Below are 15,578 nucleotides of genomic sequence, written 5' to 3' on the forward strand. Positions count from 1 at the left end.
ATGAAAAAGAAATTTGATTTTACCGCAGAAATGAATGAAGCGGAAACCATAAAATCCAATCCCAAGAACGAATATCTGGAGGAAGAAAATCGGCTGCTTAGCTTGAATATAAAAGAACTTGCCAGCCTGAACGACAATGTGCACGAAATGAGTGTAAATCTGGTAAATTCACTCAAATTTCTACAGGAATATAAATTGGCTATCGCCAAAGATACACAGGAGCAAGCCGAAAAATTCGGGCAGACAGTCCTTGATAAATTCCTTCACCAAGTTCAAGACAAATGTAATGAAACTGAACGAAAGATCTTCAAGATTGACAGCCACATTTTCATACCACATAGGATATTCTATATCTTGATTATCATATTGGTTGTACTATTCTCTTTTTTCGCCAGCATCATAATAGCAAATGCAGAGATTTTACATTCCGCATTGATTTGGAAGACCGTTTTATGGACTGTTCTGATTGCCGTGGCTGGAATTACTGCAATGATACTACTTTTAAAAATTTTGAACAGGCCCAAATAGCAGATTACAACAAAGCAACGAGTCTTAAACCTGAAAATCAGGATTGAAACTCGTTGCTTTTTACCTCCATATCATTCTATATCCAAAGGGAGTAGATTCCCATCGCTGAATCGGTCAAAGTCGGATTGGAATAGTCTGTCTTGAATAACCCGGTACCTTTCAAACTCTGTTTCCGCGAACTCTTTGGCAAATTCTGCTGATACGCTTCCGTTATCCTGTAATATCGGGAGTTCTGCCACATCAATAAATTTATCAATACGCTTTGCCCAATCCTCCATTGTCATTGGAATGCGACGTTTAGCCATATTTTCTGCCATATCAAGGGACGCATTGACTATTCTGCCCATTTCTTCCAATTCATTTTCTCGCAAATAGTTTTTTGCAACAGATACATCTGTTTTGACAATTTTCCCATTCGGAGCATTTTCCCAAGTAGTCAGTCCCATATGCTCTTTATCCGCATTGGCTCGTTCCACTATCAGCTCCGCAGCTGTATGCCCATGTATAGCATAGTGCATCTTGTTTTGTACCTTCTTGAAAAAAAGGCGAGTTGTCGGAGCATCTTTATTATAGTCTATAGCCGTAGCATAAATGTCAGTCAGTTTTTGATAAAAACGACGCTCACTCAGCCTTATCTCCCTTATTTCGGCAAGCAAATGTTCAAAGTAATCTACACCTAAGAAAGCCCCGTTCTCCATTCGCTTATGATCAAGCACATATCCACGGATGGCAAACTGACGGAGTACAAACGTACACCACTGTCGGAACTGGGTGGCACGAACAGAATTGACGCGATACCCGACACTGATAATGGCATCAAGATTATAATAGGTAGTGTTATAGTTTTTCCCATCCGAAGCAGTTGTTTCCATTTTGGAAATAACTGAATTTTCAACCAACTCTCCACTCTCAAAAATATTTTTAAGATGCTTGCTCACTGCTGGCACACCCACATCAAACAGTTGAGCCATCGCCTTTTGCGTTGCCCAAATGGTCTCATCCTTATACATCACCTGAATCCCATCCTCTTGACCTTCAAGCATGAAGATGAGAAACTCTGCTGTACTATTTCGTATTTCTATATTTTTTGCCATAACTTATCTAACTATGCAATTGTCGGCATATTTAAAAAGGGACTGACAATGAAACGGAACGATTCTTTTGATATTCATCGTCCCAAATAATTTTCAAATTTATGGCATCCGAATGTCCCTCACATAATGCAAGATTCTCTTCTCTGTACAGTTGAGGACTAACTACATTGTAAGGCCCCCAATTTGAATGAATAATTCCTGACATATCTTCCTCTGAAGATAAAATTACTATCCTTACATTTTGGGCGTCTACTTTTCCTGCATTGATGAATCTAATTTTGGCATTTCCTCTATAACCAGAGATTATTCTCGCTTTCATATCTGCCATTCTTTCTTTCACCAGTTCTTTTTCCATCTGTTTGATTTGCAAATCATTCAGTATCTTTTCTTGACTCTTAATCTTTCTATCATGACGAAAATACGCCCAAAGTCCGCCCAGTATACCTAAAACTGACATTATATGACCGCCCCAATTTTTGATTATATCCATTAAACAACACATTTACTTAAATTTTATATACTTATTACCTTTAAATGCCTTTTTAAGTTCATCGTGAATATATTTTGAAGCATCTTCTCGGAATCGTTCTTTGACTTCTTCAATAGTTTCAACATTTAGCTCTTTCAACTCCTCAATACCACCTAAATACTCTCTATTACAGAAAGTACATTTGACATACGATTTATCTTCGTTGAATTCGAATTGGTCATCACATCCACAAGTGGCACAGCGTAATTTTATGGAATACTCAGTTTTCATGCTTATGTCATTATAAAAATCCAACTATTAAAAAGTCTACATTTCATCGAATAAGGGAGGTTTAATATCACTGAAAAGATTTTCTATTCTCTTCCGCCATTCAGGATAAAACATTGTCTAGCGCGTTAATGTAAATAGGCAATTCTTCATATTCTATTCCAAAATGCTTATCAATCATGAAGTCTACAATCATATCTCCGTCAATGAGAATTATAGGTACTGCACCTCGTTTGATAGAACTTTCCTCTGCTTCCTTAGAAAATGAAGATGTTGTAAAAAATAGGCCTTGTTCATATTCGCCTTGAACTGCACCACGAAATGCATCAATTTCTTTTCTGCCAATCTTATTGGAACCCCATCTTTTACACTGAAAGGCTACATTCATATAAGCTAAACCGATTTTGAGCTTACCATGACCATCAATGCCTCCATCGCGACTTTTTTTAGTGACAATCAGATTGTGAAAACCATACCTCTCTAATAAATTTTTGCAAAACAATTCAAAATCATAAGGATTCAACCCTTTTAGTTGACGAAGAGTTTTTGCTTTAAATTCATGTGTGTACTTATTATGAAGCTCTCTAAGTATAGATAATGGAGTCGCTTCTTTTTTCGTATTATCATGTTTTGTTTGTGCGTTAACAAGCCCGAAAGTGCGACTTCCTTCATCATATAAAAAGTATTTCTTTGAAGATGCGGAAGGATAATCAATACCAACAGAATGCCCCCTAAGTTCAACTCTTAGGACTGACAACGGATCTTGTGCATGAAACTCATACAAAGAATTTTCGATTATTTTTGCATAAATTTCAGAAACAGATAATGTCTCATCTGAATGTTTTAAGACCTCTATTGCGGCTTCAATAATTGTCCTTCTTTTTTTCATAATCAACTACTTTTCTTTCCAATATTGTACAACTTCAAACAAATCGCCTTTTTGCAACTCTTTAATATTAGATACACATTGCCCGTTATCTAATTTTTCAAGATTCCGCATAGTTCGAGATCCATCCTTTTCACTTAGGCCAAGGAATTTGTTTATAGCTTTTGTGTTGTTAAGGTCGTTTATCGGCAATAGGAATGCAGTTTCACATTCTTGTGAAAAATCGAAATTACCTTGATTATACTCTGATATACCTTGAGAGAGAAGAACTATAGAGACTCCATATGAGCGAATTTTTCTAAGTAAAACTTCCAAAATCTCCAAAGACTTTTTTTCTCGGAATAAATCGTGAGCTTCATCAATCATTAACACATAACGCATGCTTCGGTTACCATCAATGACTTCTGTGCCACCCATATTTGTGAACACATTAAAGATGTAGTTAATGATGAGGAAGATTGACGTGAATCGAACCGTACTATCCAGCTCACCTGATAGAGAAAAATAATAATTGTTATTTAGGAAGATACTTGGATCATTAACTCTTGACGCAAAGAGTTCATATTCACTAAGACGTTCCATAATTTCAGTAAGAGTGTCACGGTTATCGCCAACCGATTCAATTACCAAATCATAAATTTCCTTCAATGAAGGATGCTTACCGTCTTTATGTTGAATAAACGCTTCTTTGGTAGCATCTTTTAGTGTTTGTTGCTGCCTCTTGCCGATATTGGAGTATTTAGCAATAATGTCAACAAACTTATTTATACCTACCAGTTTGTTCTTTTCGTTAACATTGTCAATGAATGAAACGGGATTCAAAGGGAATGGTGTATGAGGCGCATTTATACATTCTGTATGAGTTTCTGTAAAAAAGTCACTCATTTTGTTTTTGTCATCCTCACTCAATCCCTTAAAATCAAGGAACAAGAAGTTGACTTGCCCTTGCGTCTGCTTATATAGTTGACGAAGAAACTCAAGTGCGAATTGAGTCTTACCGGAACCAGACTTTCCGGCAACAGCAATATGCTGATTATTGTAACGAGTGGAATCGTTGAAACAGCAACATATATTCTCTCTTGTCAAGATATTATAGCCCACTTTTATTTGGATTGGTCCTGAAAAGGTAGTTTTTGTGATATGTTGATTTCGATTTTCAACACAATCAAATCTTTCAGGAGTATCCTCAATCAAATCAATTCCTTTTCTGAAGTATTCTGTTAAGAAATCGAAGAAAGTATATTGTGGATTGTTTTCAAACAGATAATTTATCTTTTCTAATCCATGGTCAATATGCAACTTTATATATTTGGGAATAAGCTCATCATTTTTAGTTATTCCATATGCCTGACAAATTAAGGCAATATAGAAATCTCTATACTGTCCATCAAATAGGATATGGTCCTTGTATTCTTTTCCTTGTGAATCGTATGCAGAAAATTCCTGTTGAGTAAAACGTTTACCTGTAGACAAAGAATAGCCTAATGCAATACGAGCTATCACATTTTCTTTTGTACCCCCAGTAAGTTTTTTTGTTAATTGGGTTACAATGGCTTGGTTTTCGCCAGATGTTTTGATGTTAATTTGCATATCCGCTATTGTTATATTCTTCAAAAAGATTTTCTGGTTTCACTTCAACAAAGTGCGATCCATCTTTTTCATACGAAAATTATTTGTGCCGTTTTAGTTTATAACGGCTGTTTTTACTTTGTTTTTATGTATTCTCTGAGCCAATGACACAAAAATAGAGAGCACTCACTGTTGGGCAAGTGCGCGGCTGGCATGTTCGGCAATTTATATTTATACTGCTGAGTTGATGTTGAATTTTCATACACGTGCTCATAATGTCACAAACTTTGCCTCTCAGCAGTTGGGACCAGTTTCATTTTCGGACTCGGGATGTTCCAGTAAAATTCGGCCTTGGATTAACTCAGTCCCCAGTTTTATATTGTGTAGGCTAATCTTTTTTCTTCGTCAGGACTACATGGTAGCCAAGTTTCTTTAACTCACCTTTCAGGTATTCCTTGCGTTGCTTCTCTTTCTTCTCAGGCACATAACTGTCTCCAAGCTCCTTGTATCTTCCGTCTGTTGACAACACATAGTGTATGCACTTGAGAAGGGAGTGCCCAACGGCAATCAACGCCTTTTTGTTGCCCTTGCGTGGGGCAAGTCGGTTGAAGCGTTCCATGAAGAACGTCCCTTTTGTTCGTGAGGCAGCCCATGCGGCTTCAACGAGTGTAGCCCTTACATGCTTGTCTCCGTGGCTCGTCCTTCCGCTCTTCTTCTTGCCAGCACTTTCGTTGTTGCCTGGACACATTCCTGCCCAGGAACAAAGATGCGCCGCAGTAGGAAAGTTGCCCATGTCAAGACCAATCTCGGCTATCAGTTCCTCGCAGGTGCGGTTTTGCACTCCGGGTATCTCGCTCAGCCTTGCAATGACATCTTCGTAGGGAGAGAGGATTTCCTTGATATGCCTGTCCATCTCCGTGATTTCCTCCGTGAGCCGTCTGTTGCATGAACGTATCTTCTGAAGCATGTATATCTTGTGGCTGTTCATATAACCCGTGCATGCCTCAAGCATTTCCTCCGCGGAATGCAGACAACGCTTGTGTCGTACAGACTCTATGTCTGCCAATGTCGGAATCCTGCCATCGCAAAGCATTTCTATCAGTTTGGTCGCAGTTGAGCCGCTCGTGTCGCTCAGAACGCTGGACAACTTGACATTGCCGTCCTCAAGCGTACGGATGATGCGGTTCTTGTTGGCCGACACCGTTTCTATCAGCTTGCGGCGGTAACGAGTAAGATCCCTAAGCTCGCGCTGCTCACGAGGGGGAATAAAACTGGGCTTGAGCAATCCTGCCATTAGCAACTGGCATATCCACTCACTGTCGTTCTTGTCTGTCTTGTGACCCGGAACATTCTTGATGTGACGGGCATTGACAATCCAGATGTTGCGGATGTAATCCTCGAACACGTTGTATATCGGTTTCCAATACACTCCAGTGCTCTCCATCGCAACGTGAGTGATTCCTAATGATACCAACCATTCTCTCAATTGTGTCAAAGAACTCGTGAAGGTGTCAAAAGACTTGGTCTCCTTACAGATCCCTTCGCCTTGGACCGTCGCTACCACCACCTTCTTGTGGATGTCCATACCGCAACCGCGCGATACAACCTGATCGAAATGAATCCCTGCCATAATCGTCATTATTAGTGATATGCTAAGATATACTAATAAGACGTGCGACAGAACATTTTCATTTACTTTGGCGACTTCTAAATTGTCATGAGGGTTTCATTGTTTATCAAATAGGATTTATTTACAATCAGTTGAATATATTGATATTCTTCTTCCGTCAATTCTTTTTTAAGAAGGGGAAAGAGTATCACTTGTTTTGAAACATTTGGATAGAACTTCGTGAGTACATTCTTTGTATGTTGTGGGTCAAATTTCTGCATAGGACTATCTATGAAAACAGGAAAATCAATTTCTGTTTCATCAACCAAAGCACTTAACAGCGCAGATGCAAACATCTGGCGTTCACCCATGGAAAGAATGCTATTGTCAATTTTCTTGTCGTCATATCCAAATAGGCAGATGTCAACATCATCGCCATTGCCATTGATGTCAACAATTACCTTTTTAACAAGATTGGTCTTGTGCAAATATGATTGAAGTTTTGCCTCTAGTTTCTTCGCAAGAGCCTTTTTCTTTTCATCTTTGAAGCGAATAAGGAATTTTTGTATCGTATTGATTAGGCGCGTAGCCTCATTGTCAACTGCGCGGTTCTGATCAGACACATTTATTTTTTTAGAGAGAATCTCCTTTTGCTTTTTGTGAGCAATCACTTGTTCTTTAAGTGATTCTATTTTACTTTGTCTTTTTCCGATTTCAATACCTATAGAATCTATCTGACGGTCGATATTCTCTTTTCGGGTTCTCAAATCTTGAACATAATCGCTCTCTGCCTTTTTCTCAGCCTCTCGAATGTTCTTTTCGATTGTGTATAATTCTGATTTAGCCTTGGTGTATTTGTTAATTAGATTTTCAAAAGAGGACTTACTATCTTTGATTTTCGCAATAATATGCGTAAATTCATCAATCTGTCCTTGACTAAAGTCATGCAACGTACTGAAGTGCTCAAACTTACTTTCATCAGAAACATTGTAAAAATGCTTTTTGATGAGTTGTCTGATTTGAAGCTCGTAGAAGTCTCTAGTCTTTATATCTATTGAGAAATGAAGTTCCTTCTTTGCTTCTTCAATATCGCCGAGTATGACATCAGTTTTATCATTAACCCCTTCCAACTGAAGCTTGTTCTGCTTATATGCTTTTTCTGTTTCTAATTGGGTTGAAAGTTCAGCCATAATACCTCCAGCCAAGCCAAATGGAATAAGACTGTATAAATCTTTAAGGCTGTCATCTGCTTCCCTTAACACTATGCCAAGTTCCTCCTTTCGATCATTCAATTTTTGCAATTCATCGGCTGACATCATATCGCCTTCACGAATCAATTTTGATTGAAGTTCGGCAGAATTATGACGTTTAAACACTCTGTCCTCTTCCAAATTAGATATTTCTTCGGTCAATCTGTTAATTTCTCCTTCTTTAAAATCGATATCTGCGATTAGCCCATTAAACTCGCGCTTCTCTTGAGGTTTAGCAGATGATTTCCTATAATCATCCTGAATTCTGACCAACTCATTTTTGAGATCTTCGTATTTCTGTATGCCAAGAACTTGTGAGTATGCTAGACTTAAATCTTTTCGTTGTTCCGGAGTGTTTATTTGAGCAAATGATACAATCTTCTCGGCATCAAAGAAAAAGAATTTTGCAATCTCTATTGGAAGTATATAATCCCGGATAAATATTTCCTCTTCTTTTGCAATTTCCTCTTTTGACCCCGTAAACAAATCGTTTTTTCGACCATCAATCAAAATTTCTAATTCGTCATCGTAATTCGTTGCACTATCGTATGAACGAATTATTGTTATTTCGGTACAAGGTGTATCTGGGATTTCTACATCCGTAAATGTTACGGACACAGAGAATCGTGTTTCGCCTTCTTTCTGTGCAGCAAAATTGAGGCTATTACCAATGTATTTGCTATAGCCACCTTTTTCATCAATTTCTTTACGATATAGTTCATCGACTTTCCCCATGTTCTTACCATATAGGCACCAAACTAATGACATGAGAAAAGTTGTTTTACCGAAACCATTATTACCACTGACGATAATCAGATTTCTATTCCCATCGGGAAAAAGTTCAATCTTATTCTTCCCTTTATAAATTCGGAAATTATTAAGTTCAATTTCGCGTATCGTCATGATTTCTTTTTATTTACAAATTCCTCTAAACGAGACTCAATTTCTGTTTTCAAGCCACGGCGTCGCTGCATGAGTGACTTGCTTTTCTGAAGCATAAGAAGTTGCTCAATCAATTCACCTTCTTCAAGGTTTTCTTGGCAAATTTCTTTCATCAAATCTGCTTCCAATTTGTTTTTTATCTTGCCCTCTTCCATATTTAATGAGGAATTATAGATTTTGTTATATATTTCTGATACTTGATGTGCAAAGTTAAAATCTCGATACCAATTCACTTGAATTGCAATCAATTCTTGATCAGTAATGAGCTTTATTTCAGGATTATATTGTTGCAATTCATGTTGAACATTTAACAGTCCTTCCAACATTTTCGCTCTATATGTGAAAGTGTAGGGTCCCATATCGTTCACGGCTCTTCTCCCATCCCGTCGCAACGGGAACCGATTCTCAATGATATTCCGTTCTTGATCCAGCTTTAACCTAAAATCATAAAGCGGTTGCATCCATTCTCGGCCATTTTTTATAAGCGAACGCATGGACTTATCATCCTTCACAACAGTGCAAGTCCAACAACCGAAACGACTTTGACCACAAGAGCCATGACTCTTGTCTGTTACAACGGTTGGACATTCGTAATCGTCCGCACTCGCATCAACATAAATGTTAAACAGGATTTTGTTATCAAATCCCCAGGGAGATGGAATGGTATTTATTATATACCAGACTTCTTCCAACATCAATTCTTTGATTGGTGCATAGACATATGTATTTGCCAACAGAGTATGATTAGTAAGTCGCTTTCCATGAATTTCATGTTTCTTGATGGAACGAGCGCGAGTTGCACTTTCTGCTTTTCTTGTTCCAATTAAAATTATAGCTTCCCCACACTCGTCTACTTGTTCTATTATAAAACGAGCTGTAGGCTTAATCTTCATTTTCTCAGTACACCATCTAAATGCTGTGTTTGGGACAGGATAACCTTTCCCTATAACATTCACCCAAAAAGAATCTTCCAATCGAGGCGTAGTCTTCCGAACAAAAATAGGCAAGTCTTCTTCTCTCGCTTTTTTTTCTATCTGTTCAAGGACTTGGTCAACATACGATGCAATTATAGGATTTTCAACCATTGTATCATTACATACTACATATATTGGTCTACGAAGTTGAAATGGTCCCGGTAGTTCTTTTAGCTTTTCGAGTGCAATCCATACAAGCATTAATAATACTGTTGAGTCTTTTCCTCCACTGAATCCTATAATCCATGGGCGGGTAGACTCATCAGCATACGCATACTGGTCAAGAATTTCATCTATTATATATTCAATACGTTTCGACATTTTATATTACTCTTTCTGTGATTTTAATAGTACACGAATATCAACATCTAACAAGTTTGCAATTTCTTGTAGTTGGGCAATAGACGGCTGCGACTTATTGGAACACCATCTTGAAATTGTATTCTCAGACTTACCCATTTGCTCTGCCAACCATCTATTCGTTCTTTGCTTTTCCGCAAGTACCGCCTTAATTCTATTCATTACTATTTGTTGATTGTTCGACATCAGTATTCAAATTATACTCGTTATATTGCCAACAAAGATACATCTAATTTCCCATATAGCCAAGTAGATAAGCAACAAAAACATCATTTAAAGGAATAACTACAGTTAGCATAAAGATATGCAAAAGAACACATGTGCCGTTTTATCTATTCCATCAATGAATTTACTTTTTCAAAAAATTATGCTGTACAAACATTATGTTCGTGCAGCATAATATCAAGCCCCAATCGCTTCTTATCACACAATTACATATAAATCAAATCCTTACCTTGCCATATTTGGAAATTTGGCGCATTTTCGTTTGGCAATTTGGAACATCTGGATTGCTACTCCCTCTTATGCCGTTCATCCAATACTCCAGCAAACACATCCATCTCCCGCTTAGACATGCCCAATCGTACAACCAATTCTCGCCATCCTTTCACCGCTTCAATCACCTCTGAAACAATCTTCTCTGCAGTTTTTCGGTTAAGCATATAGTCTTCATAGGCATCAAGCAAAATGTTCAAATCGGCTTTGTTAGAAGTAGACGAGATAAGCAGACTTTGATATTCATTCAGAGTGGGATTCATGTCGTATGCAGGGGAGAGTGTCCAACCTTTTGCAGTCAAAAGAAAACCATGATTGCGGAAATGGTCATCACTGTTACCAATGCAGATATTGAAAACCACACGGCGATAGAGTTCTTGTAAATTCCACTCGACATCCGTACAATTCTGAATGATGAAGTCAACTATATCCAAATAGCCATGTCCAGTAGTCGCATTATTTCCGTCATTCAACCCCAACAAAGTCATTGCGGAAGCAAAATGAATCCGTTTTCCATCTTTGGTTCTGTCAAAACGTTCCGAAAGCAAGGTGTGATATTTTTCGCCCGTTGCAATAATTTTTGTTTTCGCTGCATTTACACCGGCTTTTATAGCAAGAAGATGGCTGAAATGTTCCCACAGTCCGGCATCGTAATCATCTTTGCGTGAAGGGAACTTTGCTATATAAAGTGTTTTGTCCGTATCAATTACACTGGCTTTGGGTCTTGCACCGCCCAATGAGGAACCCGGTTGAACAAGTTGTACAATCCACTTTCTGTTAGGTAGCACGTTATCATCTTCGCTTTTCTCAATCTCAGCACTGGCTGCAATCAATTCTCTAATATCCGTCAGAGGTGGAATTTTCAACGACTCACTCACGTTTATAAACTCTTCTTCGGGATTTTCCTTGAAGCGGAAAGCTCCCATTCGGGAGAAGTCATCAATACCGGTCAAAAAATCGAATGAAGATAAACGTCGTACAGGTCGTTTTTCTTCCATTGCTGCAAGCTGCTCACGGCACAATAATAGAGTACGTCCCCATCGATCAGGTAAGGCATCTGAAAAACATCCGAATATATCTTTCTCCGGTTGTGTATATTGTTGTCCCGGATAATTATTCAGGTCCTCACTCAAAAACAAATCGCCATGCTTTTTCAACCATTCATCGCTAAACGTGAAGCAATAGCTATCCGAGCCACGAAGTGATTCGTAGCCCAACTCGCCAATGAGTTCAACCTCTTTCAGCCAGTCAAAATCAGCATATACATATAACTTCTTCATCGCCTACTCCTTTTTTGATGCACGTTCCCGTGTCTTCAAACTCAAATCCTGTAACGCTTTCCCCAATTTATCTTCTTTGGCTAACCACAGAATATCATCGTCAAGCTGTAAGGCATACAAAACACGCAAGTAAATGCCGATTGCAACTGTCGGTACGCCTTTCTCTATTCGGGATACGGTTAATGGAGAACAGGTGGCACGTTCAGCCACTTGAGCTACACTCAGATTCCTACGTAAGCGAGCCAATTTTATCTGCTCTCCCACTACCGACATCTTTTGCTCCAATTTTCGAGGTAATTTAGTGCCCATTGTATTCTTTGCCATAGTCAATACATCATATAATATGCAAAGATAATTATTTTTATTTATTTAATGATATATTACAGGTAAAATATAGAGGTACCATACATGCACATACACCATTTTCAACAGTCCTCTAAGACCAACTGCTATTATATTATTCGTAAATGCCATATAAACCCATCAACAAATAAAATATTATTCGTTAGATAAATAAGCAACATTGCAATATTATATTGAAATATCATCTTACTTGACAACAGAAAAAATAACTTTACTTTATCCCCGTATTCGTATATACGCACATTAAAGTAAAGCTAAAAAAGGGAAGAAAAGAGATGGCTACGCCCAAACGAACCATATTTGCCGACTTCTTCTTTTGGCTGTAATAACAAGCTAAAATATCGTGAACCTATCTACGATTTTGCTGCCACAATCGGCGAAATAATCACCGATATGTCTTATCTTTGTGAACCGGGGGTTACAAGGACTAAAAGGGCGATTTCCCTCTTTTTCTCTCCGTTTGAAGACAAACTAAGGTTAAAAGTGTTAAATCTTCAATTTTCGGCAAAAAAACAAGTGAATTTTTGAGTCTTCTATCTTTTAAGTCGTAAATTATTGGTAGTCAATCAGTCTAATATGCTGCATCGGCAAGTAAAACAGCCAAAACAACTCTGAACATTTCGGAACTACTATAACAAGAGGGCACTTACACACTATCCGACCACAAAATCTTCCGATTTAAAATTACTATAGAAACGTCCTGAAACAGCAGTAAACTTCAATACACAGTAATCAGGATCCGTCACTCCATCCGGATAATACATGGTATCTCCCTCCTGCCAGATCATCTCTTTACTGGCACTATCCGTCAAGACCTCCATCATACCGCGTAGCATGACCCCTCTAAAGAATCTCGTATCACAGAAGTAGATACATGCATGGTTGTTCTCCCGGTATTGCGCCACACGCATGGACGAAGTATTTGTTGTCAGATAAATCGTTTTTATCCCCTTTCTTTTTCTAGGTTGCAGCATCGCTTTGATGGTAGGAAATCCTTCACCGTCTATCGAACCGATAAAAGCTGTTTTCAGCTTATCAATCATGTTGCCTACTGTTTTTTCCGCATCTCTCATCATTTTACTTTTTATTATTGGTTTATTATCTGATGCGAAAGTAGAGAAATACCAGGAAAGCAATGCAATAAAAAGAAAGGTAGAAATAGCACTTTTTACGGTTTATGCGCTTTACGATACAATAACGGAGTTTCTCCCGTATGCTGCCGGAAGCTACGGATAAAATAAGAAACCGTTGAAAAACAGAGTTCAAATGCAATATCAGCTATAGGAAAGTCCGTATAAACAAGCAGCCTCTTAGCCTCTTCCATCACCTTGTTCTGAATATATTGTTTTGCGCTGCCCCCCATGGTCGAAGTTATCATCTCATTCAGATAGTTAGGAGTAATGCAGAGCTTATCCGCATAATATTGAACCGAATGTTGCTCTTTTGCATGTATCGCAACCAAATTCATGAATTTACTTACATGATTATTGGAAACTTCCCTGTTTCTGCCCTCCTCCATCGAAGTCATTTTAAGATAAGCACGGTCCAGCAACATCAGGACTTCATAAAGCAATGCTCTCAAAACGTGTACATCGCCCTGTTGATACGAATCAATCTCCATCTTTATATCATGCAAGGTTTCAAGTATGCGTGTATAAAGCTCATCAGACAAATGCAGTCGCGATGAAAAACTTCCTATCTGAAAAAACGAAAGATGCCGTACAAACAAAGAATCTTTAAAGAGGGAAGACAAAAACTCTTCTTCGAAAATCAGAGCATACCCATTGATGATATGATGAGTATCCCAGTTCCGGATTTCCCCCGGTTTAGAGAAAAGGACGTCACATGGAATTGCTTCATAGGTTTGGTTATCGACTGCAAAAGCTCCCTTACCTTCTGTTATGAAAGTAATATCATAATAGTTGAGAGTGTGGACAGTACTTTTAGCCAGGAACTTCTTCACATACTTCAGTTCTACTACATCGACCAAAAGTTCACTCCCATACTTATGCTTATAAAAAGTATATCGAGGTATTGAGTTTTTCATTTTAGCCACTTAAAAACACCTAATTCGACATAGCAGGCATCATTGTGCCTCTCAAATATAATTTCCTTTGGGTATATCGTAAATACCAGATACAAATCAATAATGAAACGACCGTTGAAATGGGTGGAGCAAATCCCATGATAAACAGCGACGAGCTATCTATCTGGCTGAACCAGTATGACAACGGTATACGAAACAGGAAAGTGGCTATCAGACTGTGAATCATCGGGAATAACGAGTTTCCTTGTCCGCTGAAATAAGAATTAATGCAGAACACGAAACTAACCACGATACAGTCGATGCTATACCCTCGCAAATAATCTGCCGCCATTGCCACCACAGCAGCATCTTTTGTAAAGAAAGCAGTAAGAGTCTCCGGCAGGAATTGCGAATACACGCAAACCGACACACCGAAAACAAGAGCAATCCCAATCCCCGAAGCCAGACATTTATTCATTCTCTTGATAAGCCCCGCTCCATAGTTCTGTGCAGTCATGGTTGCCACAGCCGATGATATAGCCATTGGAGGCAGCATAGCAAACACGATGATTTTCTCAACAACACCCAGGGAAGCAGATGCAATGACTCCCATCTGATTGACAATGACCGTGATAATCAGAAAAGAAACATTGATTAAAGCATCCTGCAAAGCAATAGGCGCTCCTAACACCATGATCTTTTTAGACAGATTCCGGTTCAATCGAATATCTTTCCGTGAAAAGTCAAAAGAAAATCCGTGCCGGTACAAGAACCAGAGTGCTATTCCAAAGCTGACACCTTGTGCAGATATAGTAGCAATAGCCGCTCCTGTAGCTCCCCAATGGAAATAACCGACCAATATAAAATCGAGCACTATATTTATCACACATGCCAGCCCGACAAAATAAAGCGGTGTTTTAGAATCACCCAATCCACGCAAAATACCACATACAACATTATATCCCACTATAAACAGAATACCCAGAGAGCATGCCAAAATATAGTTTTTCGTATCTGCCATAGCTTCGACGGGAGTATGCATCAGTTCTGCTATCTGACCATGGAAAAGTACCATGACCAAAGTTAGCACTACGCCGGTTATTGAAAACAACCATACGGAAGACCCGATTGTAAAAGCTACTTTCCGATTGTCTTTGGCTCCGGTAGCAATAGCAATCAGTACGGTTGTTCCGGTAGTAATACCCAGAATAATACCTGTTATTGTCTGCATCACCTGACTACCAATAGCTACGGCTGCCACACTTGCCGAATCATCATATTGTCCGACAACGAAGAGGTCAGCCCCGCCATAAAGTGCTTGGAGCACATTAGCAATTAAAAAAGGTACTGCAAACAGCAACAATACCTTCGGTACGCTTCCTTGTGTCAAATCTAACTCTTTCATAGTTTCTTCGATACTTTTCCTCTTTATCTTATTTTGTTAC

15 protein-coding genes are annotated in these 15,578 nt (G+C 38.6%); 1 reads left to right on the plus strand and 14 read right to left on the minus strand.

The window, feature by feature from the left end; genetic code table 11:
- On the plus strand, positions 1-528 hold the full coding sequence (locus GD630_RS08810; RefSeq protein WP_143868541.1) for a hypothetical protein: 528 nt from the start codon (positions 1-3) through the stop codon (positions 526-528).
- A 71-nt stretch (positions 529-599) separates the two neighbouring features.
- Here GD630_RS08810 and GD630_RS08815 read toward each other — a convergent pair whose 3' ends face one another.
- The 14 genes from GD630_RS08815 to GD630_RS08880 all read right to left on the minus strand — a co-directional run bounded on the left by GD630_RS08815 (position 600) and on the right by GD630_RS08880 (position 15,538).
- Positions 600-1,622 carry a virulence RhuM family protein gene (locus GD630_RS08815; RefSeq protein ID WP_143868543.1) on the minus strand — a complete coding sequence of 341 codons (1,023 nt, stop codon included), beginning with the start codon at positions 1,620-1,622 and terminating at the stop codon, positions 600-602.
- 31 nt (positions 1,623-1,653) lie between these two features.
- Positions 1,654-2,112, minus strand: a complete 459-nt coding sequence (locus GD630_RS08820; protein WP_143868545.1) for a LapA family protein — start codon at positions 2,110-2,112, stop codon at positions 1,654-1,656.
- Positions 2,113-2,124: 12 nt separating this feature from the next.
- Entirely contained in the window at positions 2,125-2,382 is a 258-nt protein-coding gene (locus GD630_RS08825) for a hypothetical protein (protein ID WP_143868547.1), read from the minus strand.
- A gap of 100 nt (positions 2,383-2,482) precedes the next feature.
- Positions 2,483-3,268 (minus strand): restriction endonuclease, encoded by a 786-nt coding sequence (locus GD630_RS08830; protein WP_143868549.1) that lies wholly within the window; start codon positions 3,266-3,268, stop codon positions 2,483-2,485.
- Between the two features lie 6 nt (positions 3,269-3,274).
- Positions 3,275-4,855 carry a DndE family protein gene (locus tag GD630_RS08835; protein ID WP_143868551.1) on the minus strand — a complete coding sequence of 527 codons (1,581 nt, stop codon included), beginning with the start codon at positions 4,853-4,855 and terminating at the stop codon, positions 3,275-3,277.
- 367 nt (positions 4,856-5,222) lie between these two features.
- Positions 5,223-6,464, minus strand: coding sequence for an IS110 family RNA-guided transposase (locus tag GD630_RS08840; protein ID WP_238482909.1), 1,242 nt, complete (start codon positions 6,462-6,464; stop codon positions 5,223-5,225).
- Positions 6,465-6,541: 77 nt separating this feature from the next.
- On the minus strand, positions 6,542-8,596 hold the full coding sequence (locus GD630_RS08845; protein ID WP_143866346.1) for an AAA family ATPase: 2,055 nt from the start codon (positions 8,594-8,596) through the stop codon (positions 6,542-6,544).
- Complete coding sequence (dndC, locus tag GD630_RS08850; RefSeq protein ID WP_143866348.1) at positions 8,593-9,930, minus strand: DNA phosphorothioation system sulfurtransferase DndC; 1,338 nt, start codon at positions 9,928-9,930, stop codon at positions 8,593-8,595. Before dndC ends, GD630_RS08845 begins: the two co-directional genes overlap by 4 nt.
- A gap of 6 nt (positions 9,931-9,936) precedes the next feature.
- Positions 9,937-10,155 (minus strand): helix-turn-helix domain-containing protein, encoded by a 219-nt coding sequence (locus tag GD630_RS08855; protein WP_143866350.1) that lies wholly within the window; start codon positions 10,153-10,155, stop codon positions 9,937-9,939.
- A gap of 326 nt (positions 10,156-10,481) precedes the next feature.
- Positions 10,482-11,744 (minus strand): type II toxin-antitoxin system HipA family toxin, encoded by a 1,263-nt coding sequence (locus tag GD630_RS08860; RefSeq protein ID WP_143866352.1) that lies wholly within the window; start codon positions 11,742-11,744, stop codon positions 10,482-10,484.
- 3 nt (positions 11,745-11,747) lie between these two features.
- Entirely contained in the window at positions 11,748-12,068 is a 321-nt protein-coding gene (locus GD630_RS08865; protein ID WP_143866354.1) for a helix-turn-helix domain-containing protein, read from the minus strand.
- 692 nt (positions 12,069-12,760) lie between these two features.
- Positions 12,761-13,183: a pyridoxamine 5'-phosphate oxidase family protein gene (locus GD630_RS08870; RefSeq protein ID WP_182505739.1), complete on the minus strand. Its 423-nt coding sequence runs from the start codon at positions 13,181-13,183 to the stop codon at positions 12,761-12,763.
- A 92-nt stretch (positions 13,184-13,275) separates the two neighbouring features.
- Positions 13,276-14,154: a helix-turn-helix domain-containing protein gene (locus tag GD630_RS08875; protein WP_143866356.1), complete on the minus strand. Its 879-nt coding sequence runs from the start codon at positions 14,152-14,154 to the stop codon at positions 13,276-13,278.
- Between the two features lie 19 nt (positions 14,155-14,173).
- The gene (locus GD630_RS08880) at positions 14,174-15,538 is read right to left on the minus strand and encodes an MATE family efflux transporter (RefSeq protein ID WP_143866358.1); all 1,365 of its coding nucleotides are present in this window, start codon (positions 15,536-15,538) and stop codon (positions 14,174-14,176) included.
- Positions 15,539-15,578: the final 40 nt, after the last annotated feature.

This window comes from Bacteroides zhangwenhongii (assembly GCF_009193325.2).
In the GTDB taxonomy this organism is placed as follows: domain Bacteria; phylum Bacteroidota; class Bacteroidia; order Bacteroidales; family Bacteroidaceae; genus Bacteroides; species Bacteroides zhangwenhongii.

Bases quoted from the DNA above. Each gene is read 5' to 3' on its own strand.
- GD630_RS08820 (WP_143868545.1), bottom strand. From the start codon at position 2,112: ATGGATATAATCAAAAATTGGGGCGGTCATATAATGTCAGTTTTAGGT.
- GD630_RS08855 (WP_143866350.1), bottom strand. From the start codon at position 10,155: ATGTCGAACAATCAACAAATAGTAATGAATAGAATTAAGGCGGTACTT.
- GD630_RS08880 (WP_143866358.1), bottom strand. From the start codon at position 15,538: ATGAAAGAGTTAGATTTGACACAAGGAAGCGTACCGAAGGTATTGTTG.
- GD630_RS08830 (WP_143868549.1), bottom strand. From the start codon at position 3,268: ATGAAAAAAAGAAGGACAATTATTGAAGCCGCAATAGAGGTCTTAAAA.
- dndC (WP_143866348.1), bottom strand. From the start codon at position 9,930: ATGTCGAAACGTATTGAATATATAATAGATGAAATTCTTGACCAGTAT.
- GD630_RS08835 (WP_143868551.1), bottom strand. From the start codon at position 4,855: ATGCAAATTAACATCAAAACATCTGGCGAAAACCAAGCCATTGTAACC.
- GD630_RS08845 (WP_143866346.1), bottom strand. From the start codon at position 8,596: ATGACGATACGCGAAATTGAACTTAATAATTTCCGAATTTATAAAGGG.
- GD630_RS08815 (WP_143868543.1), bottom strand. From the start codon at position 1,622: ATGGCAAAAAATATAGAAATACGAAATAGTACAGCAGAGTTTCTCATC.
- GD630_RS08825 (WP_143868547.1), bottom strand. From the start codon at position 2,382: ATGAAAACTGAGTATTCCATAAAATTACGCTGTGCCACTTGTGGATGT.
- GD630_RS08860 (WP_143866352.1), bottom strand. From the start codon at position 11,744: ATGAAGAAGTTATATGTATATGCTGATTTTGACTGGCTGAAAGAGGTT.
- GD630_RS08840 (WP_238482909.1), bottom strand. From the start codon at position 6,464: ATGGCAGGGATTCATTTCGATCAGGTTGTATCGCGCGGTTGCGGTATG.
- GD630_RS08875 (WP_143866356.1), bottom strand. From the start codon at position 14,154: ATGAAAAACTCAATACCTCGATATACTTTTTATAAGCATAAGTATGGG.
- GD630_RS08865 (WP_143866354.1), bottom strand. From the start codon at position 12,068: ATGGCAAAGAATACAATGGGCACTAAATTACCTCGAAAATTGGAGCAA.
- GD630_RS08870 (WP_182505739.1), bottom strand. From the start codon at position 13,183: ATGATGAGAGATGCGGAAAAAACAGTAGGCAACATGATTGATAAGCTG.
- GD630_RS08810 (WP_143868541.1), top strand. From the start codon at position 1: ATGAAAAAGAAATTTGATTTTACCGCAGAAATGAATGAAGCGGAAACC.